23 protein-coding genes are annotated in these 20,627 nt (G+C 71.8%); 11 read left to right on the top strand and 12 right to left on the bottom strand.

All coding sequences use genetic code 11. The annotated features are described in order from the left end of the window. Window positions 1-140: 140 nt before the first annotated feature. Window positions 141-1,151 (top strand): aldo/keto reductase, encoded by a 1,011-nt coding sequence (locus HNR22_RS12060; RefSeq protein ID WP_246380803.1) that lies wholly within the window; start codon window positions 141-143, stop codon window positions 1,149-1,151. 120 nt (window positions 1,152-1,271) lie between these two features. Further along, entirely contained in the window at window positions 1,272-2,468 is a 1,197-nt protein-coding gene (locus HNR22_RS12055; protein ID WP_179780446.1) for a serine hydrolase domain-containing protein, read from the top strand. 10 nt (window positions 2,469-2,478) lie between these two features. Here HNR22_RS12055 and HNR22_RS12050 read toward each other — a convergent pair whose 3' ends face one another. Further along, window positions 2,479-3,018, bottom strand: a complete 540-nt coding sequence (locus HNR22_RS12050) for a TetR/AcrR family transcriptional regulator (RefSeq protein ID WP_179780445.1) — start codon at window positions 3,016-3,018, stop codon at window positions 2,479-2,481. An 86-nt stretch (window positions 3,019-3,104) separates the two neighbouring features. On the opposite strand from HNR22_RS12050, the gene HNR22_RS12045 reads away from it, so the two are divergent. Further along, the gene (locus HNR22_RS12045) at window positions 3,105-3,995 is read left to right on the top strand and encodes an NmrA/HSCARG family protein (RefSeq protein WP_179780444.1); all 891 of its coding nucleotides are present in this window, start codon (window positions 3,105-3,107) and stop codon (window positions 3,993-3,995) included. Window positions 3,996-3,999: 4 nt separating this feature from the next. On the opposite strand, the gene HNR22_RS12040 is transcribed toward HNR22_RS12045, so the two are convergent. The 3 genes from HNR22_RS12040 to HNR22_RS12030 form a co-directional block, all read right to left on the bottom strand. Continuing rightward, complete coding sequence (locus HNR22_RS12040; protein ID WP_179780443.1) at window positions 4,000-5,187, bottom strand: NAD(P)/FAD-dependent oxidoreductase; 1,188 nt, start codon at window positions 5,185-5,187, stop codon at window positions 4,000-4,002. Between the two features lie 82 nt (window positions 5,188-5,269). Continuing rightward, window positions 5,270-6,214: an RNA polymerase sigma-70 factor gene (locus HNR22_RS12035; protein ID WP_179780442.1), complete on the bottom strand. Its 945-nt coding sequence runs from the start codon at window positions 6,212-6,214 to the stop codon at window positions 5,270-5,272. A gap of 114 nt (window positions 6,215-6,328) precedes the next feature. Next, entirely contained in the window at window positions 6,329-7,162 is an 834-nt protein-coding gene (locus HNR22_RS12030; protein WP_179780441.1) for an SDR family NAD(P)-dependent oxidoreductase, read from the bottom strand. A gap of 63 nt (window positions 7,163-7,225) precedes the next feature. Between HNR22_RS12030 and HNR22_RS12025 the strand changes: the two genes are divergently transcribed. Beyond that, window positions 7,226-8,011, top strand: a complete 786-nt coding sequence (locus tag HNR22_RS12025) for a helix-turn-helix transcriptional regulator (protein WP_179780440.1) — start codon at window positions 7,226-7,228, stop codon at window positions 8,009-8,011. A 26-nt stretch (window positions 8,012-8,037) separates the two neighbouring features. Beyond that, window positions 8,038-8,634 carry an HD domain-containing protein gene (locus HNR22_RS12020; protein WP_179780439.1) on the top strand — a complete coding sequence of 199 codons (597 nt, stop codon included), beginning with the start codon at window positions 8,038-8,040 and terminating at the stop codon, window positions 8,632-8,634. An 11-nt stretch (window positions 8,635-8,645) separates the two neighbouring features. Here HNR22_RS12020 and HNR22_RS12015 read toward each other — a convergent pair whose 3' ends face one another. From HNR22_RS12015 to HNR22_RS12005, 3 genes are all read right to left on the bottom strand, one after another. After that, window positions 8,646-9,842: an MFS transporter gene (locus HNR22_RS12015; RefSeq protein ID WP_179780438.1), complete on the bottom strand. Its 1,197-nt coding sequence runs from the start codon at window positions 9,840-9,842 to the stop codon at window positions 8,646-8,648. 76 nt (window positions 9,843-9,918) lie between these two features. After that, window positions 9,919-10,398 carry a hypothetical protein gene (locus HNR22_RS12010; RefSeq protein WP_179780437.1) on the bottom strand — a complete coding sequence of 160 codons (480 nt, stop codon included), beginning with the start codon at window positions 10,396-10,398 and terminating at the stop codon, window positions 9,919-9,921. A 9-nt stretch (window positions 10,399-10,407) separates the two neighbouring features. Beyond that, window positions 10,408-10,860 carry a GNAT family N-acetyltransferase gene (locus HNR22_RS12005; protein ID WP_179780436.1) on the bottom strand — a complete coding sequence of 151 codons (453 nt, stop codon included), beginning with the start codon at window positions 10,858-10,860 and terminating at the stop codon, window positions 10,408-10,410. A 480-nt stretch (window positions 10,861-11,340) separates the two neighbouring features. Here HNR22_RS12005 and HNR22_RS12000 point away from each other — a divergent pair, with 480 nt between their 5' ends. Continuing rightward, complete coding sequence (locus HNR22_RS12000) at window positions 11,341-11,610, top strand: hypothetical protein (RefSeq protein ID WP_088949608.1); 270 nt, start codon at window positions 11,341-11,343, stop codon at window positions 11,608-11,610. Beyond that, entirely contained in the window at window positions 11,610-12,647 is a 1,038-nt protein-coding gene (locus tag HNR22_RS11995) for a hypothetical protein (RefSeq protein WP_179780435.1), read from the top strand. Before HNR22_RS12000 ends, HNR22_RS11995 begins: the two co-directional genes overlap by 1 nt. Before the next feature lie 45 nt (window positions 12,648-12,692). Here HNR22_RS11995 and HNR22_RS11990 read toward each other — a convergent pair whose 3' ends face one another. Both HNR22_RS11990 and HNR22_RS11985 read right to left on the bottom strand, forming a co-directional pair. Next, window positions 12,693-13,223 carry an SRPBCC family protein gene (locus tag HNR22_RS11990; protein ID WP_179780434.1) on the bottom strand — a complete coding sequence of 177 codons (531 nt, stop codon included), beginning with the start codon at window positions 13,221-13,223 and terminating at the stop codon, window positions 12,693-12,695. Then, window positions 13,224-13,535, bottom strand: coding sequence for an ArsR/SmtB family transcription factor (locus HNR22_RS11985; RefSeq protein WP_088949605.1), 312 nt, complete (start codon window positions 13,533-13,535; stop codon window positions 13,224-13,226). 98 nt (window positions 13,536-13,633) lie between these two features. Between HNR22_RS11985 and HNR22_RS11980 the strand changes: the two genes are divergently transcribed. Next, window positions 13,634-14,563 carry an LLM class F420-dependent oxidoreductase gene (locus HNR22_RS11980; RefSeq protein ID WP_179780433.1) on the top strand — a complete coding sequence of 310 codons (930 nt, stop codon included), beginning with the start codon at window positions 13,634-13,636 and terminating at the stop codon, window positions 14,561-14,563. Between the two features lie 59 nt (window positions 14,564-14,622). On the opposite strand, the gene HNR22_RS11975 is transcribed toward HNR22_RS11980, so the two are convergent. Next, window positions 14,623-15,051 (bottom strand): hypothetical protein, encoded by a 429-nt coding sequence (locus tag HNR22_RS11975; protein ID WP_179780432.1) that lies wholly within the window; start codon window positions 15,049-15,051, stop codon window positions 14,623-14,625. Window positions 15,052-15,152: 101 nt separating this feature from the next. On the opposite strand from HNR22_RS11975, the gene HNR22_RS11970 reads away from it, so the two are divergent. Together HNR22_RS11970 and HNR22_RS11965 are read left to right on the top strand one after the other, a co-directional pair. Further along, complete coding sequence (locus tag HNR22_RS11970; RefSeq protein ID WP_179780431.1) at window positions 15,153-15,923, top strand: hypothetical protein; 771 nt, start codon at window positions 15,153-15,155, stop codon at window positions 15,921-15,923. Then, window positions 15,920-17,197 (top strand): FAD-binding protein, encoded by a 1,278-nt coding sequence (locus HNR22_RS11965; RefSeq protein ID WP_179780430.1) that lies wholly within the window; start codon window positions 15,920-15,922, stop codon window positions 17,195-17,197. The genes HNR22_RS11970 and HNR22_RS11965 overlap by 4 nt, the downstream gene beginning before the upstream one ends. 95 nt (window positions 17,198-17,292) lie before the next feature. Here the strand turns inward: HNR22_RS11965 and HNR22_RS11960 are convergent, their stop codons facing one another. Next, the gene (locus HNR22_RS11960; RefSeq protein ID WP_179780429.1) at window positions 17,293-18,432 is read right to left on the bottom strand and encodes a site-2 protease family protein; all 1,140 of its coding nucleotides are present in this window, start codon (window positions 18,430-18,432) and stop codon (window positions 17,293-17,295) included. Window positions 18,433-18,584: 152 nt separating this feature from the next. Then, a complete protein-coding gene (locus HNR22_RS11955; RefSeq protein WP_179780428.1) occupies window positions 18,585-19,439 on the bottom strand; it encodes an alpha/beta hydrolase in 855 nt (284 codons plus the stop codon). A 288-nt stretch (window positions 19,440-19,727) separates the two neighbouring features. Here HNR22_RS11955 and HNR22_RS11950 point away from each other — a divergent pair, with 288 nt between their 5' ends. Then, window positions 19,728-20,627 (top strand): ABC transporter ATP-binding protein, encoded by a 900-nt coding sequence (locus HNR22_RS11950; protein ID WP_179780427.1) that lies wholly within the window; start codon window positions 19,728-19,730, stop codon window positions 20,625-20,627.

Here is a 20,627-nt window from a genome sequence, read left to right as displayed (position 1 = left end):
TGGCAGGATCGGGCAACGCGCTGCCAGTTCTGATCTACTCGGTGATAGGCCCGCAGGTGTGCACTGGACGCATGCCACTCGACAATTTCGTCACACTGGGCCGCTCTGGCCTGCGCATCAGTCCGTACACTCTCGGTGCCATGACCTTCGGAGAGGATCACGGTTGGGGAGCCTCGGTCGCCGAGTCGGAGGCGATGATCACCGAGTATCTGGAACGTGGCGGCAACTCCATCGACACCGCCAACATCTACCCCAACGGCCACTCCGAGAAGATCATCGGCGATTACCTGGCCGCTCGGCCGGGCCTGCGGGACCGGATCGTCCTCGGTTCCAAGTTCTTCGGCAACCTGTTCCTCGGCGATCCCAACGGTGGCGGCGCCGGGCGCAAGGCCGTGGTGGCCCAGGTGGAGGAGTCCCTGCGCCGACTGCGCACCGACTACCTGGACATCTACTGGCTGCACAACTGGGACCGGGGCGTACCGATCGAGGAGACGCTGCGCGCCCTCGACAACCTCGTCACGGCCGGCAAGATCCGGTACGTGGGCCTGTCGGACCTGCCCGCGTGGAAGGCGGCCGAGGCGCAGATCGTCGCCCACTTCCGTGGGTGGACGCAGGCGATCGGGTTGCAGCTCGAGTACTCGCTGCTCGAAAGGACCGTCGAGGGGGAGTTGATCCCGATGGCGGCCGAGCACGGCCTCGGAGTGCTGCCCTGGAGCCCGCTCAAGAGCGGCTGGCTCTCCGGGAAGTTCGTCCGTGGGAACGACGCCGTGGACACCAGGCGTGGTGCGCTGGTGGGCGGCCCCGCCGAGCGTGACTGGCAGGTCATCGACGTGCTGCACGAGGTGGCGGGTGAGGCCGGAGTGACCCCGGCCGCCACGGCGCTGGCCTGGGTCGGCGCCCGACCGGGCGTGACCTCGGTGCTGATCGGCGCGCGCCGCCTCGATCAGCTCAAGGCGAACCTGGACGCGGTGGACGTGCGGTTGTCGCCGCGGCAGACGGAACGACTCGACGAGGTGTCGACGCCCGCGTTGAACTTCCCCGCCGACAACAATCGGCTCCTCGCGCCGAGGCTCGCCTTCGCTGGCGCGACAGTGGACGGCCAGCCGAGCAGCCCGTCGCCGTGGCTCACCCCCGACGCGGTCAGGTACTGATCACCGACCGGCCGGGGTAGCGCAGGCTGTACCGAAGGAGGGCAGCAGGGGGGATCGTCCAGGTATCGGACTTCTTGAACCATTGATGGTGTCAAGCGTTCCCGATACCGAGGAGTCATCATGCCCGTGACACCAAACGATCCCTCCCGCCGCCGTCGTACCGTGCGGATGGCCGCCGCCGCGTTGGCCGCCGTCACCGTCGGCGCCGCCCTGACCGGCCCTTCGGCATTCGCCGACACCGCGCGGCGCGACGGCCCGCGCGACGTCGTGCAGCGACAACTGGACGGCCTGGTCAGCGAGAGCGGCTTCCCCGGCGTACTCGCCTCGGTGCGGGGGGCCGACGGGCGGGTCCGGGACTACACCACCGGTGTCGGTGACCTCCAGACCCGCCGCCCGGTTCCCCGCGACGGCCAGGTCCGCGTCGGCAGCAACACCAAGAGCTTCACCGCGGTGGTCGTCCTGCAACTGGTGGGCGAGGGCCGCATCGACCTGGACGCCACAGTCGAGCACTACCTGCCCGGGGTCGTGCGCGGCAACGGCAACGACGGCGGCAGGATCACCGTACGACAGCTGCTGCAACAGACCAGCGGCCTGCCCGACTACGACGACGTGCTGTTCACCAGGTCGCAGGACCTGATCGACAAGAGCCACTCGTACTACGAGCCGCGCCGGCTGGTGGACGCGGCGCTCACCGACGCACCGCACTTCGCGCCGGGGGAGAAGTGGGAGTACAGCAACACCAACTACGTCCTCGCCGGGCTCGTCGTCGAGCAGGTCACCGAACGTCCGATCGGCGAGGAGATCACCAACCGCATCATCAGGCCGCTCGGTCTGCGCGACACCTACTGGCCGGGCGTCGGGGAGCAGCGGCTCCGTGGCACCCACCCGCACGGCTACGTCGCGGTGGCGCCTGGCGCGCCGTGGGTGGACGTCACCGAGATGGACCCGTCCCTGGGCTGGTCCGCCGGCCAGCTGGTGTCGACGCCGGACGAGCTGCGGACCTTCTTCGACGCGCTGGTCGGCGGCAGGTTGCTCAAGCCCGCGCAGCAGACGGCCCTGATGACGACAGTGCCCGCGCCCGGGTTCGAGCCGGCCGGGGAGTACGCGTACGGGCTTGGCGTCGCCCGGTACGAGCTGCCCTGCGGCGGCTACGCCTGGGGTCACGGCGGTGACATCCAGGGCTTCGAGACCCGCAACCTCGCCACCAGGGACGGCCGGAGCGCCGTCGTCGCCGTGACCGGCCTGCCGACCAGCGAGCAGATGCTCGGCGCGGTGAACCGGAGCGTCGAGACGGCGCTGTGCGCCACCGACCGCTGACGCGCTGCCGTCATCGACCTGCTGACCCGATCCCCTCCAGGGCGAGGGCCAGCAGTTGCTCCGCCTTGGCCGCGCCCGCTGGCTGCGCCGCGAGTGAGATGCCGTTGGCGAGGATCATCAGGTCGGCCATTGTGACGTCGGGCCGCACGGAGCCCTCGTCGGCGGCTCGGCGCAGCAGCGGTTCACCGGCGGCGACGAGCGTCGCACCGCAGGCGTCGGTCTCCTCGGCGGGCTCGTTCAGGAGCGAATCCGCGAGGCCGCGGGTTGTCGTGGCGTACGCGGTGACCTCGTGCAGCCAGGTCGTCAGCGCGTCGAGGGCGTCCGGCGCCGTCAGCAGGTCTCCGGCGCGGGCCGCCAGGTTGCTCACGCAGGTGCGGAAAACGGCCTGGAGCAGGGACCACCGCGTCGGGAAGTGCCGGTGCAGGGTCGCCGAGCCCACTCCGGCGGACCGGGCGATCTCCTCCAGCGAGGCGTACGCGCCGTCGCGGGCGATCGCCTCGGAGGCCGCGGAGACGATGAGGTCGTAGTTGCGCCGTGCGTCCGCTCTCATGGCCCGCCTTGCCAAAGTGGGGTGGTCCCCCATATCGTAGCCGATGAAAAGTGGGGGACCACCCCACTTGTTTCTGGGGAGGCACCATGGCTGTTCTCGTCATCGGCGCGACGGGCAAGCAGGGCGGAGCCACGGCCCGCGCGCTGCTGGACCGGGGCGTCGCGGTCCGTGCCCTGGTCCGGGACCCGGGCAGCGACAGCGCCAAGGCTCTGCGGGAGCGGGGCGCCGAACTGGTCACCGGCGACCTGGACGACGCGGAGTCGCTGCTCGCCGCGGCGGACGGGATGGACGGCCTCTTCTCCATCCCGTATCCCGACGTGACGAACATGCAGGGCGATGCCGAGGTGACCCGCGGTCGCAACGTCGTCGAGGCGGCCCGCCGGGCCGGCGTGTCGCACGTGGTGCACAGCAGCGTTTCCGGTGCCGGCGACTTCCACCGCAACCAGCCCGGATGGGCCGAGGGCCGGTGGGACAGGCACTACTGGGAGAGCAAGGCGGCAATCGACGAGATGGTGCGCTCCGGTGGCTTCGCACACTGGACCGTCCTCAAGCCCTCGACCTTCATGGAGAACCTCGTCGGCTGGTCCTACCTCTTTGGCGACTGGTCCAGCGGCACGATCATCACCGGCTTCGCCGCGGACACGCGGCTTCCGTGGATCGCCGTCGACGACATCGGCGAGGCCGCGGCGACCGCGTTCACCAACCCGGGAAGGCTCGACGGCCTCGACGTCGAACTCGCCGGCGACCTGCTCACCATGACCGAGATCGCCGCCATCCTCAGTGAGGTCACCGGCCGGGCGGTCACCGCGCCCGTGCTCACCCCGCAGCAGGCCGTCGAGCGCGGCCTGCTGCCCGCCATGGTCAACGCGGTGGAGCAGATCAACGAGAACGGCAGCCCCGCCCGACCGGAGATGACCCGCGCCCTCGGCCTGCCCACCACCGATTTCCGTACGTGGGCGCGTCGGACGTTCTCCTGACGCCTCACGACATCGTCGCGACGGTCTCCGTCCGGGTCGCGGCGATGCGACGGCGGCGCACCGGGTACAGCACCGGGTGGGCGACACCCCAGGCCGCACCCTTGCAGACGACCTCCTTGTAGCGGGCCGCCAGCCTGCCGGTGAGAAGGGACGGCCTGGCCCGGTCGTCGGCGGTCACGTACTGGATGATGCCGTCGCGGCGGCCGAGGCTGATGCACTGGTTGAAGTAACGCAGCGGGGCCTTGGGGAACTTCTCCCGACCGGCCAGCCGCGCGGCGATGGCGTCGGCGGCCTGCCAGGCCATCGGGATGCCCGAGGCGCAGGACATCCGCAGTGGCTTGCCGCCGGGGCCTTCGGCGAGTCCGGCGTCGCCCACCGCGTACACCTCGGGGTGTGAGACCGAGCGCATCGAGGCGTCGACGATGATCTGGCCGGTCGCCGCGACCGTCAGGGTCGTGGCGGCGGCGATCGGGTGGACGGCGAAGCCGGTCGTCCACACCGTCACCTCGGCGGGGATCACCCGTGCGTCGGCGGTGACCGCAGCGGTCGCCTCGACCCGCGCGATGTCGGCGTGCTCGTGCACGGTGATGCCGAGCCGGTCGCAGACCCTCCGCAGGTGCTGCTGTGCCTTCTCGTTGAGCCAGTCGCCGAGGCCGCCACGGGCGGCGATCGCGACGTCGAGGTCCGGCCGGGCCTCGGCGATCTCGGTGACCGCCTCGATGCCGGTGAGGCCCCCGCCGACGACGAGCACGGTCCCGCCGGCCGCGAGCTGGTCGAGGCGGTCGCGCAACCGCAGCGCCGACGGCCTGCCGGCGATGTCGTACGCGTGCTCCGCGACGCCGGGAACGCCATGGTCGGCGGCGGTGCTGCCGAGGGCGTAGACGAGCGTGTCGTACGCGATCTCGTCGGTGCCGTGCTCGTCGGCGAGCACGACGGTCCTGCGGTCGGCGTCGACGGCGGTGACCCGCGCCAGTCGCAGCGTGACGCCGGTGCCGGCGTAGATCTCGCTCAGCGGGCGGCGCTCGGGGTCCTGCCCGGTGGCGAGTTGGTGCATGCGGACCCGCTCGACGAAATCGGGGTCGGCGTTGACGACGGTGATCTCGGTGTCGTCGGGGTGCAGTCGCTTGGCGAGACGCCCGGCGGCGACGGCTCCCGTGTAGCCGGCTCCGAGGACGACGATGCGGTGCTTCATGGTGTCACTCCTGTCTCGGCGGTGGTCGCTTCCTGAACCGGACAGCGACGTGATTCCTGACAGGCACCGGCTATGACCTGGGTCACCACACGTGCATGAGGGGTTCGCCGTGGTCGGCGGCGGACCACTGACGGGTGGCGCGGACGAGCTTGTCGGGGTTGACCTGGGTGTGGATGGCCGCGACCCCCTCGGGCGTCACCTCCAGGGACATGACACCGATGACCCGGTCGTCCATCACGACCACCGCCGCCGGACTGCCGTTGACGACGGCGACGTACAGGGCGGGGCTGCCGCCGACCAGGTCCCGCTTGACGTCGGCGGGCTTGAACAGGCCGCGCAGGAACTTCGCCACCGCCAGCGCGCCGGAGAACGGCGTGGTCCGGGCCGGGATCTTGCCGCCGCCGTCACCGGTGCTCGTCACGTCGTCGGTGAGCAACTCGACCAGCCGCTGGATCTCGCCGTGCTGGGCCGCCGTGAGGAACTCCGCGACGATCTTCCGCGCGGTGGCCTGGTCGACCTCCGCGCGGGCCCGCTCGGCGGCGACGTGCTGCTTGGCGCGCCGGTAGATCTGCTGGCAGTTTGACTCGCTGAGGCCGAGGATCTCGCCGATCTCACCGTGCGAGTAGCCGAAGGCCTCCCGCAGCACGTACACCACACGTTCGTTGGCGGACAGCCGCTCCAGGAGGGTGAGCACCGCCATCGAGACCGATTCGCGCTGCTCGGCGGTGTCGAGCGGGCCGAGCATCCGGTCCCCGGCGAGAACCGGCTCGGGCAGCCACGTGCCCACATAGGTTTCCCGCCTGGCCCGAGCCGAGGTGAGCTGGTTGAGGCACAGGTTGGTGAGCACCTTCGTCAGCCACGCCTGGGGTGTCTCGACCCGCTCCCGGTCGGCGGCCTGCCAGCGCAGGAACGTGTCCTGGACGGCGTCCTCGGCGTCGCTCGCCGAGCCCAGCAGACGATAGGCGATCGCCTCCAGGCGGGCCCTGGAGTGCTCGAACAGCTCGACCTCGTCCGGACTCAGCCGCATGGTCCGACAGTATCCACCCGTCGCGACGGGGCACTCGCTCCCGCCGGCAACTGCACCCGGCGCCGGCGCGGCAGGACTCGGGGCGGTCGTACCCCGGGCCCCGCGGACCGGCACTCACGCCAGGTGACCCTCCTGGCCCGGTGCCGCCTGCTCCGCCAGCCAGCGCCAGTCGTTCCAGGTGGCGAGCCGGTCCCGATACAACGTCTCGGCGAGAAGGTACGGGTACGGCCCGAGGAACAGGCGCAGCGGCGGCTCCACGGAGTCGACAAGTTGCAGGATGACTCCGGCGGTCAGCGCGGGATCATCCGGCGTGCGGGCGGACGCCCCGGCCCGGCGCGCCTGCCGTACGGGCTCATAGGCCCCGATCGGCTCCGTGTGCACGGCCGAGTCGCCGGACCAGTCGGTGCCGAACGGTCCCGGCTCCACGATCGTCACCTTCGGACCGAGCGGGGCGAGCTCAGCGGACAACGCCTCGCTGAGCCCTTCCAGCGCCCACTTCGACGCGTTGTAGAGCCCGAGGGTGGGGAAGGCCCCGACCCCTCCGATGCTGGAAACCTGGAGGATGTGACCGCTGCCCTGCGAGCGCAGCACCGGCAGGGCGGCCTGGGTCACCCAGAGAGCGCCGAAGAAGTTCGTCTCCAGCTGCGCGCGGGCCTGCTCCTCGGTCGCCTCCTCGACCATGCCGAACAGCCCGTAGCCGGCGTTGTTGACGACGACGTCCAGCTGGCCGAACGTTTCCGCTGCCCGGGACACCGCGTCGAACACGGCCGAGCGGTCGGTCACATCGAGGGTCAGTGGCAGAACCCGGTCCCCGTACGCCTCGGTCAGATCCTGAAGCGCCTTGTGGTCGCGTGCGGTCGCGGCGACCCGATCTCCGCGGGTGAGCGCGGCTTCGGCCCAGATGCGGCCGAAGCCGCGTGATGCGCCGGTGATGAACCATGTCTTCATGACTCGACCATGCGGCGGCGGACGCCAGGCTGCCAGCACCCTGACAGGGTTAGGCTGGCGGGAATGAAAGGCGAGAACGCGCTCGGCGACTTCCTCAGGGCACGTCGCGGGCGGGTCCGACCGGACGAGGCGGGGCTGACGTCGTTCGGGCGCCGCCGCGTGCCGGGCCTGCGCCGTGACGAACTGGCCCACCTGGCGGGCGTGAGCCAGCACTATCTGACCCGCCTGGAGCAGGGCAAGGACCGCAACCCCTCACCGCAGGTGCTGAACGCCCTGGCGAGCGCGTTGCGGCTGACTCCCGACGAGAGGGCACATCTCACCGCGCTCGCCGACGCTCCGCCGCACGGGGTCGAGCCCACGGTGGTCTCCGACGCGGTGCAGCAGCTCATCGACTCGTGGAGCCAGACACCCGCGTACGTCCGCGACCGCCGCTTCGACGTACTGGCGGCCAACAAGCTCGCCATGGCGCTCTCCCCGCTCTACACGCCCGGTCAGAACCTGGTCCGCGGCATGTTCCTCGACCCCGCGGCGCGTGCGCTGTTTCCCGACTGGAGGCAGATCGCCGCGCAGAGCGCCGCCGCGCTCCGCGCCGAAGCCGACCCGCGCGATCCCGCGACCGCCGAACTCATCTCCTCGCTACTGACTGACAGCCTTTTCCGCGACAGCTGGTCGCTGCACGACGTACGGCCGACACGCGACGAGGTCAAGCGCTTCAACCATCCCGTCGTCGGCCCGCTCACGCTGCGACGGGAGACACTCGCCATCGCCGGCGCCGAGGGGCAGGTGATCATCGCCTACCAGGCGGCACCGGGCGCCCCCGCCGCGCAGGCCCTCGCCAGACTGCTCTGAGGAACGGTGGTCGTACCCTTGCTGCCGTGACCGCCGACCCCCTGCGCCGCGCTCTCACCGCACCCGCGGACCCGCCGCTACGGTCCCTGCCCGACCAGGTCGTCGCCCTGTTGGAAACCCTGCATGCGCCGCCGCGTCTCGCCGCGCACCTGCGGGCCGTGCACGACGTCGCCGCGCAGCTGACCGACGCGATGGCGGAAAGGTTCCCGCAGCTTCCGTTCGATCGTGATGCGGTGCTCTTCGGGGCCGCCACCCACGACATCGGCAAGGTCCGGCACCCGGAGGAGTTGTCCGGGCCCGGATCCGCCCACGAGCCCGCCGGCTACGAGCTGCTGCTGGGGCATGGTGTCTCCGAGGCGCTCGCCCGGTTCGCGCGTGATCACGCGTCCTGGCAGCAGGACGGCATCGGCGTCGACGACCTGCTGGTCAGCGTGGCCGACAAGGTGTGGAAGGGAAAGCGGGTCACCGACCTGGAAGGGTTGCTCGTGGACCGGCTGGCCGAGGCCACCGGCCGCGAGCGGTGGTCGGTGTTCCTGGACCTCGACGACATCCTCGACCACATCGCCGCCGACGCGGACCGCCGGCTGGCCTTCCAGGCAACCCATCCGGTACGCGCCCGGTGACGCCCTGCCCGTCATCGGGTCGCGGGATCCCGGTCAGCCATCCGACGGGCGCTCCGTAGGGACTGTGGGCGGGGGTGCGTGACCACCACGGCCGTCAGACAGATCACGACGGCGGCGACGAGCGGCGGGCGGGCGCCCAGGTGGACGGCTGCGCCGCCGAGGGGGATCGCCACCACGAGTGGCCCGAACATCGCGGTGTTGGCCGTCGCGGAGACCCGGCCCAGCAGCGCCGACGGCGTGTGTGTCTGCACGGCGGTCACCGCCGCGACCAGGGTCCAGGGCAGGCCGACGCCGGCGACCAGCGCCCCCGCGATCGTGACCGGCCACCACGGTAGGCAACGCGCCAGGAGCCCGAGCGCGAACAGCACCGTCCCGGCGACGCCGACGGCAACGGGACCGCGTCGGGCGAGCAGCCGGCCGACGATCAGCCCACCGACGATGGAACCGGCACCCTGCGCGCTGGCCAGCACCCCCAGGAACGTCGTCGGTAGGCGCAGCTCCGTGGTCACGACCGCGTAGATCGCCGCGGTCGTGAAGCCGGACATGGCGATCGACACGGCGGCGAGCGTGACCGGCACCCGGGTCGCTCGCTGTCCGAACAGGACCGACAATCCGGTACGCAGGCCGTTTCGTCGCGGTGCGGGCTGGTCGGGCGGAGTCCTGTGCAGGCGTACCGCCGCGTACAGGGTGGCGACCAGGACCGGCATGGCCGCGCTGAGCACGACGACCGCGTGACCGTCGTGCCACGCGTAGAGGCCGGCTCCGACCAGGGGAGCGACGAGTTTCATGCCCTCCTGCGCGCTGGAGCGCCAGCCGTTGACGTCGCCGAGTTCCGTCGGTGACAGCGCGGACGGCAGCAGCGCCGTCTCACCCGCGTCGATCAGCACGTAGCTGACGCCGTAGGCGCACGAGACGGCGAAGATGAGCCAGGTCTGTCCCGGCCCGCGCACCGCGAGGAGCGCCAGCAGCGAGGCGGCCAACAGGAGGTTGACGGCGATGACCAGGGGTCGCCGGGGCGCCCGGTCGAGCAGACCGCCCAGCAACGGGCCAGCGAGGACCGGGGCGTACACGCAGAGCCCGGCGAGGGCGGCGAGGCCGGTGGAGCCGGTGAGGTCGAGGATCCAGATGCCGGCCACCAGGGTCATGGCGCTGCTGCCGAAGCCGGACAGCAGGGAGATCGCCACGAACAGTCCAGCGTTGCGCCGCATGAACCCTCCAGGTTGAGTCGAGATGACTCACATCCTGAATATTGAGTCTGGTGCGGGCAAGACTCTCGCGGCGCTGTCAATCAACCGTTGACAGGGTCGCGTCGATCTTCGCTGCGGCGGCGCGAACGGGTGCCGGCAGGCGCTCGCCCGCCTCGGTGAGATCGGCGGCGAGATGCTCGGCCAACGCGTACAGCGAACCCGGGGCGGCATCCAGGGCGACCTCCACCGTGCTCCGGACGAGCTCCGCCCGATCGAACCGGGCGTCCCAGCGGCGATCGGCGGCGATCCACCGCCCGAGGTCGGCCACGGCGTTTCGCAGCGCCACGATCCGGGGTGCGAACCGGAGGTCGAGGTGCTGGCGTCGGGACCACCGCGCGGCCACCAGTCGCTGCCGGCGCTGCTCCGCGGCCTGCCGGCTGCCGAGACCCAGTGCCGTCGCGATCTGTGCCCACGTCGCGCCGTCGTGGCGCGCCCGGTCGATGAGGTCCAGCTCCTGCTCGTCGAGGCGGGCGCGGGCGGCACGAACCTCGGCCAACCGGCCCAGCTCCGACGTCATGTGTCAACGCTACATTGACATGCGATTCGGCTCGCGGACCAGGAACACGTCCACCGGGTCCTCGGTCTCCAGTGTGAATCCGTGTCGCTCGTACAGCCGTCGGGCGGGGCTGCCCTGCAACACGTTCAGGCGGACGCGGGTGCCGTTGCGGTCGCACCGGTCCAGCAGCGCACGCAGCACGGCCGTCCCGATGCCGCTGCCATGCAGGTGTGGGGCCAGATAGAAGTGCTCCAGCCAGTGGGCGTCCGCCGCGGGCCGCAGCGCCACGCAGCCGGCGAAAGCTCCCCCCACCTCGACAACCCAGGTGTACGCGGGGGCGAACCCGTCCCGCAGGCGCTGGCGCACCCGCTGCTCGTCGTAGCGCCCCAGCCGCTCCAGATCCGCCCGCAGCACCACTGCCCGTAACTCGGCCACCGTCTCGACGTCCTCCGCCGAAGCTGGTCGAAGCTCCCAGTCCGCCATGATCACCAAGTTATCGGTCCGCCAGGGCGGTGATCGCTCTGCCCTTTTGGCAGCCCTGTCGGCGGCGGTGTAACAAACCGGACAAGACGGTAAAGCCCCTGGTAGAGCACCCTTGGGGCAGGTGGAGGTAGACGGGTGGCGGGCCACACCCAGAGCCTCCGGCCCGGTGGGGACAACATCGTCCGCACCGGTGCCGTCCCCACCCAGTCCGGCCCCAACGCCGCGGCGGTCACGGCACAGATGCCGTGCCGGCCACGCGTACCACAGGCCGTGACTGCCACCGACACCGCTGCGGGCGCCTGCAGCGGTGCCTCCGCCCATCGGGACGAGGACGTCAGCACCGTCGGCAGTCAGGCGACGCCTGCCGCCGGCCGTGCCTGCCATCCCTGCGCCCCGCCGGTCTTTCGCATTGTGGACCCCGCCGTCCGGTGGCGCCCAAACCGCGCGCCGGCCCGGCGACCGAGCCAGAAAGGGCCCGACATGGCCGCTCCCACCGCGACCGCAGCCTTGAACGCATCCGTCTTCGCGCCGGGTGACCAGATGCTGCTGACCGTCACCTACTCAGACGCCGACACCAAACCGCTGACCGTCACCATCGTGGTCACCGACGCGCAGGGCAACAGCAGCGCGCCGGTCAAGGTCACCGCCGTCATCGACCCACTCACCCTGACCGTCAGCGACAACTCCGGGCGTACCTGGACCCGGGTGTCCGACAACGGTTCTGTGGCCGTCTACCGGGCGGTGGCGTGATGCCCCGGGTCACCGTCCAGGTCCGCGACGCCGCCGGGAACACCGCGACGGCCACCGCCGACTACAACCTGAGCCAGCCGGTGCTGGGGGGCTACTACCTGTCCGGGGGCGCCGACCCGACCGCCGACATGGCCGGCGGCAACTTCCGGTCGCTGACCCAGTACCGCAGCTTCGCCGACGGCTACACGTTCCCCGGCTACAACCGGCCCTGGCTGACCAGCCTCGGTAAGGCCGGGGTGCAGATGAACATGGTCCTGGAGTTGAAGCACTACGGTGCCCCGAACCAGGGGCCGCAGAGCTTCGCGGTGGACGGCGTCAGCTACACGGTGCCGGCACCGTCGATGACCATCCAGCAGCGTCCCGGCACCACCTGGCCGAGGGCGTACGGGTACGGCCAGGTGATCAACGGACAGTGCGACGGGTTGTTCGCCCGCGCCCTGTCGCAGTACCGGACGCTCGGCTTCGGGGTGAACATCCAGCTCGCCTCGGAGTTCGACACCGACCACGAGTTCGGGACCACCGAGGACGGCAAGGCCTACACCTGGGCCGAGTCGGACGCTCGGGCGGTGCAGGCGGTGAACTACATCCTGACGTGGTTCAAGGCACGGACCCTGCCCGCCGGGACGACCTTCTCGGTCGGGCTGGGCGGCTTCGACCGGGCCTGCTTCCAGCGTATGCACCCGGAGTCGCTGATGACCCGCCTCGACTATCTCCAGTGGAACGCGTACGGCACCAATGCCAGTCACACCGCGTTGGCCCGGTTCCGCCGCACCAAGGACTGGGCGGTGGCGGATCTCGGCCCGGTGGCCCTGTCCCGTCCCGTGATCATCGCGGAGTGGGGGGTCCGGTCGGCCGAGATCCCGAACCAGGCGGCCTGGATCGCCACCGTGCCGGCGGCGATCGCCCAGCTCAACGCCGAGCGTGGGCCGCGGATCGCGCGGACCAACTACTTCAACTCCGGTTGGGGCACCCTGACGCCGAAGGCCGTCGGGTTGGCCGCGCTGCGAGAGGCGTACGCCAAGCGGCCGTACGTCTGAGCGGTCCCGGCGGCTCCGGGGCTCCGGGGCCGCCGGGACAGACGGTCAGCCCGCATCGAGCCGTTCGGCGTACGCGTCGCGCAGCTCGGGCCAACCGAAGTCCTTGGCCTCCGCGCCCCGGATCGGGCCGACCGGGTCGCCGTCGAGCAGCCGGTCGGCCACGTCCAGGCAGAGGTGCCAGCCGGCCGCGACCATCGGCAGCATGCCCCGGTCGGCGACGGTGTGCCGCAGGGTGAGCCGGGTGCCGCTGCCCAGCGGGCTCAGCTCCCAGCGCAGCAGGTCGTCGCCCCAGGTGTACTCCAGCAGGTGTGGCGGCTCGGCCCGGCGTACCGTCGTCGGGTCCTCCTGGGTGGTCTCGCCGTCGATGAGGGTGAGCACGGCGGCGCCGACGTTGCCGAGATCGCGGTCGGCGAGGAACGGCGCCCACTGCGCGAGCTGGGCCGGGTCGGTCAGTGCCGCCCAGACGGTGGCCGGCGGATGCCGCAGGTCGCGGACGAAGACCACTGTCGCGCCGGCGTCGGCGGGCTCGGCGCGCACCTCGGCGGGTGGGCTCGGGCGGAACGCGTCGCGGTCCATTCACTGCTCCTGACTGTCGAGGTGCCGTTCCAGGGCGTCCAGGTGCCGGGCCCAGAGCCGGCGGTACGGGTCCAGCCAGCCGTCGACGGCCCGCAGCGGGCCGGGGTCGAGGCGGTAGATCCGCTGTCGGGCGGCCGTCCGACAGGTGACGAAGCCGGCGTCGCGGAGCACCCGCAGGTGCTTGGAGACGGCCGGCTGGCTGACCCCGAGCCCGTCGACCAGCTCGCCGACGCTGCGTTCAGCGTCGCGGAGCTGATCGAGGATCCGGCGCCGGGTGGGCTCGGCGAGGACGGTGAAGGCATCGGTGGACACCAGCCCAATATGCCTCTTCCGTCATATGACTGTCAAAGCATATGACGGGAGTCTCCGTCCCGACGCGGCGTCGCCGGTCAGCTCCCTATGCTCGGATCATGGAACTGCGGATCTTCACCGAACCCCAGCAGGGCGCCAGCTACGACCAGTTGCTCGCCGTCGCCCGCTGCGCCGAGGACGCTGGCTACGGCGCGTTCTTCCGGTCCGACCACTACCTGATGATGGGTGACGTGAGCGGCGAGCCCGGCCCCACCGACGCGTGGACCACGCTGGCCGGGCTGGCCCGCGACACCAGCCGCATCCGGCTCGGCACGTTGATGACCGCCGCGACCTTCCGGCTGCCCGGCCCGCTGGCGATCACGGTGGCGCAGGTCGACCAGATGAGCGGCGGTCGGGTGGAGCTGGGCATCGGCACCGGCTGGTACGCCGAGGAGCACACCGCGTACGGCATCCCGTTCCCGCCGCTGGCCGAGCGGTTCGACCGCCTGGAGGAACAGCTCGCGGTGATCACCGGGCTGTGGTCCACGCCGACCGGCGAGCGGTTCGACCACGCCGGTCGGTACTACCCGGTCCAGGACTCGCCCGCGTTGCCCAAGCCCGTGCAGCAGCCGCGCCCACCGATCCTGCTCGGCGGGACGGGCCCGAAGCGCACTCCTCGGCTGGCCGCCCGCTACGCCGACGAGTTCAACCTGCCGTTCGCCTCGGTGCCCGACACGGCGGCGCAGTTCGACCGGGTCCGCGCCGCGTGCGCCGAGATCGGCCGGGACCCGGCCGGGATGGTCTGGTCCAACGCCCTGGTGCTGTGCTGCGGGCGGGACGACGCCGAGGTGGCCCGCCGGGCCGCCGCCATCGGCCGCGACCCCGACGAGCTGCGGGCCAACGGTCTGGCCGGGACCCCCGCCGAGGTTCTGGACACCATCGGCCGGTACGCGGAGATCGGCAGCGAGCGGATCTACCTCCAGGTGCTGGACCTCGACGACCTGGCGCACCTGGAGTTCGTCGCCAGCGAGGTGATGTCGAAGCTCTGAGTCGGCCGGGTGGCCGTGGGACGGGGCTCGGCCGGGTGGCCGTGGGATGGCGCCGCCGGTCAGGCCCGGTGGGCGCCCGTCCCGACCGCGTCCGGGTCGCCCAGCACGGTGTCCAGCCGCCCGTCCCCATCACTGTCCACATAGGTGATGTCGGGGATCCCGTCGCCGTCCACGTCGATCTGCACGACGTCGGCGACGCCGTCGCCGTCGAGGTCGGTGACCACCTCCACCGAGCCGTCCAGGTGCCGGGTCACGATCGACTGCGGGCCGGCACCGGGCGTGCGCGGCGGCGGCCCCGGTGCCGGCACCGGCGTCGGGGCCGGCGCGGGTGCCGGTGTGGGGCGAGGGCCGGGCGTCGGCGCCGGGTGGCTCGGCAACCCGCCGGCCGCTGGCGCGCTGGCCTGCTCGACACCGGTGCCGGTGGGGTCCAGCTCCTCCTCGGAGGGGAAGACGTCGCCCCGCGGGGCCGGATCACGGTAGCTGCTCATGGGCGTAGGGTTCCCCGACGATGACGAGAACAACCGTGCCCGATCGACCGGTGTCCTCGGTGCCGGGTTTGGCGGAAAATGCTGGGACCGACGCCACGGTCATGAACGGGGGTCCGAGCGTGGAACTGCGCCGGAATCGGGGAGCCCGTGCGCTCGCCCTGGTGTGCGTACTCGGCGGAGTGCTCTTGTTGGTCTACCCCAGCGACGGCGCCCTGCTACGGACGATCATCGCGGTGGGAGCCGTTGTGCTCGGTTGCCTGGCGCTGGTCAGCGCGCTGCGGCCGTTCCGGTTCCGGATCGACGCCGAAGGTCTCAGCATCCGGCGGCCCGGCCTGCGCCGGGAGATCCCGTGGGCCGAGGTCGACGCGCTGGTCCTCGACGATCCGCCCCGACGCGACGGCTACTCGGCACCACCGCGACTGCTGCTGGTGCCTGTGCCGGGTGTGGCGTTTGAGCCGGTGACCGCCCGCCACCCGCTCGACGGCCGCCCGGCCATCGAGTTGCTGGTCCTCGACCAGGTTCGTGAGCAGCCCGAGCAGGTGTCGGCTGCGCTCACCCGCTATGCCGGGAGCCGGTTCGTCGACCTGGCCGCGCTGCGCCGGGCCGCCTTCCCCAGCCCGGACCTCCCGGTCGGCCTGCGTGGCTACCGGATGGACCGGGTCGACCAGATGATCCGGCGCGGCCAGGACGCCCTGGTTTCCGGGGACGCGCAGATCCGGCAGGCGGCCCGGGGCGAGATCGAACGCGTGTGCGCGGCCGGCCTGCCGGTCGCTCAGCGTGGCTACAACACGTTCCAGACGGATACGGTTCTGGACGCCCTCGTCGCCGCGTTGGCCGACCACCAGTGCACCGATCGGGAGACCGCCACATGACCGCCCAGGGCCAGCACGCCACGTCGACCAGCGCGGCCGACATCCCGCGCCGCAACTGGGCCGGCAACGTGCGGTACGCCGCTCGGGCGTTCCACCGCCCCACGTCCGTCGACGAGCTGCGCCGGCTGGTCGCCGGCAGCACCCGGATCCGGGCGGTGGGCAGCGGGCACTCCTTCAACCGCTTCGGCGACACTGACGGCGACCTGGTCACCCTCGCCGGGTTGCCGCCGGTCGTCGACCTGGACCGCGAGCGCGGGCAGGTCACCGTCAGCGGCGCGATGCGCTACGGCGACCTCGCCCGGCACCTGCACACCCAGGGGTACGCGCTGGCCAACCTCGCGTCGTTGCCGCACATCTCGGTGGCCGGTTCGGTGGCCACTGCCACCCACGGCTCCGGCCAGGCCCACGGCAACCTCGCCAGCACGGTCGCCGGCTTGGAGCTGGTCACGGCCGACGGTGACGTGTTGCGGGTCGACCGCGACGCCGACACGTTCGCCGGGATGGTGGTCGGGCTCGGCGCGCTCGGCCTGGTCACCCGGGTCACCCTGGACGTGGTGCCGAGCTTCGAGCTGCGCCAGTACGTGCGGCTCGACCTCGACCGGGAGGCACTGGACGAGGCGCTCGGCTCGGCGTACAGCGTGAGTGTCTTCACCGACTTCCGTTCCCCTCGTCTGCGCGAAGTGTGGCGCAAGCAGGTCGCGGACCAGCCGCCACCCCCGGCGGACTGGCTGGGCACCACCGCCGCCGACGCGCCGCGGCACCCCGTGCTCGGGATGCCGCCGGAGAACTGCACCCCGCAGCTCGGCGCGCCAGGGCCGTGGCACGAGCGGCTGCCGCACTTCAAGCTCGGCTTCACCCCGAGCAGCGGTGACGAGTTGCAGTCCGAGTACCACCTGCCGCGTACGGCGGCGGCCGACGCGCTCGCCGCCTTGGACGACGTGGCGCACCTGATCGCCCCGGTGCTGCTGGTGTCCGAGCTGCGTACCGTGGCGGCGGACGAGCTGTGGCTCAGCCCGAACCACCGGCGGGACAGCTTCGTCGTGCACTTCACCTGGGTCGACGACACCGCGGCCGTGCTGCCGGTGGTGGCCCAGGTGGAGGAGCGCCTGGCACCGTTCGCGCCCCGCCCGCACTGGGGCAAGGTCTTCGTCACCGACCCGGTGGAGCTGGCCGCCCGCTATCCGCGGTACGCCGACTTCGCCGCCCTGCTGCGTCACCTGGACCCGACCGGCACGTTCCGCACCGAGCTGCTGGACCGCTACTTCCCCCGCTGACATGCCCCGGCCCACCCCACCCCGGCCCGCCTTGTCCCCGTTGATCATGAAGTTAGCGACGCAAATGTCGGCGTGTCGCGCCGCTAACTTCATGATCAACGGGAGGGTGCGGGGGCGCGGAGGGTGCTGCTCTGGACGGCTCGGCTGATGTCGCTGGGGGAGACTATGCCGGTCAGGCGACCGTCCTCCGTTACCACCAGGGCTCGGCCGTCGGCGCACGCGCTGAGGCGGGGGAGCAGGTCGTTGAGTTGCTCACCGGGCTGGGCCAGGACCAGATCCTCGGCCCGGCAGGCCACCTCGGCCAGCGTGGTCGACGCCCGCCGCTCGGGCGGTACGCCCCGCACCCGGTCGACGGTCACCAGGCCGGTCGGCCGGCCGTCCTCGGTCAGCGGAAGCGCCGAATGCCGATACGCGAACAGGTAGTGGTCGACGAAGTCGGCGACAGTCATCTCCGCCGAGGCGGTCTGCGGCTGCGAGGTCATGACGTCGCCGACCCGGATGCCGCGCAGTGCGCTGCCGGTGCGAGCCTGCCGCTCCTCCATCCCGGCGGCCCCGATCAGGAACCAGCCGATCAGGGCCAGCCACAGCCCACCGAAACCGACCCCGGACAGGAACTGCCACAACCCGAGGCCGATCAGCAGCACACCCAGCACCCAGCCGGCCCGGGCGGCCACCACGGAAGCCCGGGTCCGGTCACCGGTGGCCTTCCACACCGCGGCGCGCAGCAACCGGCCGCCGTCCAGAGGCGCGGCCGGCAGCACGTTGAAGACGGCCAGCAGCACGTTGATCCCCGCCAGCCAGGCCACCGACCCGAGCAGCAGCCCGCCCTGACCGGCCAGCGCCAGCAGCGCGGCGACGACACCGAAGAACGCCCCGAGCAGCAGGCTGACCAGCGGGCCGACGCCGGCGATTCGCAGCTCCGCGCCGGGGTCGCGCGGCTCGCCCCGCAACTCGGCCACGCCGCCGAACAGCCACAGCGTGATGCCGTCGACCTCCAGCCCGTTGCGCTTGGCCACCACCGCGTGCGACACCTCGTGGGCGAGCAGGCCGACGAAGAACACCACCGCGGCGGCCAGCCCGGCAATCGCGTACGCGACGGGCGAGCGGTCCGGGTACGAGCGGGGGAACTGGTTGGCGGCCAACCCCCACGCGATCAGCGCGAAGATGACCAGAACGCTCCAGTTGACGCCGACCGGCACTCCCGCGACCCGGCCAAGCCGGAAACTGGCCCTCATCCCGGGCTCATACCCCTACTCAGCCTGCCCATGCCGACCCTGGCGTCCGAAGGACCTGCTCATGATCGACTCGGGTTCACGGAAACCGGGGCTTCCACGAGGCTTCGACACCCCGAATTCCAGAAAGCCGAGTGGATCGTGCGCTCGCCTGTTCAGCGGCGGGGTGCCTCGCTGGCGATGGTCACCTCGCGGGGGAGTGCCGCCGCGCGCAGCGCCCAGTCCAGCGCGTAGTCGGCGATCTCCTCCCAGCCGTCCTGCCCCACCGTGAAGTGCGAGCGGCCGGGAAACTCCTCGTACGCGGTGAGCGCCCGGGACTTCTGGTAGAGCCCCGCGTTGGTGCGGACCACCGAGGCCGGCACCACGTGGTCGGCGCCGCCGGCCATCAGCAGCAGCGGCGCGCGGTCGTTGCGCCCGACGTCGACGCGGGCGGGTGAGCGCGGGTCGACGTTGGCGAAGGCGCCCTCGAAGAAGATCCGCCCGGCTCCGGGGACGGCGTAGCGCTGCCAGGCCCGGTCGGAGTCCTCCCGGCTCATCGTGTTGCCGAAGGTGTAGGCGAAGTCGTCCGGGGTGAACGGGACGGCCTTGGTGCGGTTGGCGGGGCTGCGCAGGATCGGGAAGCCGGAGCGCAGCTGACTCAACGGCACCTTGAGCACCCCCTTCACCGCCGCGGGATGCACCCCCACCACCGCCGCGCCGAGACCCCGGTCGGCGAGGACCTGGGCGAACAGGCCGCCGAACGAGTGCCCCATGATGATCGGCGGTCGAGGCAACGCCCGGATGAGCTTGTCGTAGTGCGCGACGACCGTGGCAATGCTCTGCTCGGCGATCGGGCCGGGATCGTCACGCAACTGCTCCACGGACCGGTCCATGCCGGGCCAGGCGGGGGCGATGACGTGCAGCCCGCGCTCGGTGTACCGCTCGACCCACCCCTCCCAGCTGCGCGGGGTCATCCAGAGCCCGTGGATCAGCACGACCGTGTCGACCTGGCCCTGCGCCGTGGCACCCATCGCGTCCTCCCCGGTGTGGCGACGTCCGGCCCGGCGGTTACCCGCTGCCGCGCCCGCAATGCCTGCCCCGACGGGTCCGCCGGGGCCGGGACGCGCTGGGGAGCGTTATGACTCACCGGTATAAATATGACTCTGCGGTATACCGGTCCGCGCGGCGTGCGCTTCGGGTCAGGTCACGCTCCGTATCGCCCGGGTCAGGACCGCCCCGGACGGCCCTGACAAATGTCACGGTCGGGACGTGACGGCGGCTCCAGGCACCGGAGTACGCGCCGCCGGAGCATTACCGGCATGACCAGTACGCATCCGGCCGTCGAGTTGGACGGCCTCACCAAGACCTTCGGCGCGGTCACCGCTGTCGACGGGTTGAGCCTGCGGGTGCAGCCCGGCGAGGTGGTGGCCTTCCTCGGCCCGAACGGCGCGGGCAAGACCACCACCATCGACATGCTGCTCGGGCTGGCCCGCCCGGACGCGGGCACCGTCCGCATCCTCGGCGGCACCCCGGACGACGCGGTGGCCCGGGGCCGGGTCGCCGCCGTGCTCCAGACCGGCGGGCTGCTCAAGGACCTCACCGTCGGCGAGACGGTCGAGATGTCCGCCCACTTCTACCGGCACACCCGCCCGGCCGCCGAGGTGCTGGAGCGGGCCGGCATCGCCGACATCGCCGGGCGGGTGGTCGGGCGCTGCTCCGGCGGCCAGCAGCAGCGACTGCGCTTCGCGCTGGCCCTGCTGCCCGACCCGGACCTGATGGTGCTCGACGAGCCGACCACCGGCATGGACGTTGAGGGCCGCCGGGACTTCTGGCACGCGCTGCGCCGCGACGCACGGGCCGGACGGACCGTCATCTTCGCCACTCACTACCTGGACGAGGCGGACGCGTACGCCGACCGGATCGTGCTGGTCCGGCAGGGGCGCATCGTGGCCGACGGCACCACCGCGGAGATCAAGAACCTGGCCGCCGGCCGTACCGTGCGGGCCACCCTGCCCGGCGCCGACCAGGCCGCCCTCGCCGCGCTGCCCGGAGTGGACGCCGTGGAGGTACGCGGCGACAGCGTGCTGGTGCGCACCAGCGACTCGGACGCCATCGCCCGGCACCTGCTCACCCGGACCGCAGCCCGGGACGTGGAGATCACCTCGCGCAACCTCGAAGACGCCTTCCTCGCCCTGACCACCGCGCAGACCGGAGCCTGA

The organism is Micromonospora jinlongensis (genome assembly GCF_013410645.1).
GTDB classification, from domain to species: domain Bacteria; phylum Actinomycetota; class Actinomycetes; order Mycobacteriales; family Micromonosporaceae; genus Micromonospora; species Micromonospora zamorensis.
This window is presented reverse-complemented; position numbering and strand designations above follow the sequence as displayed.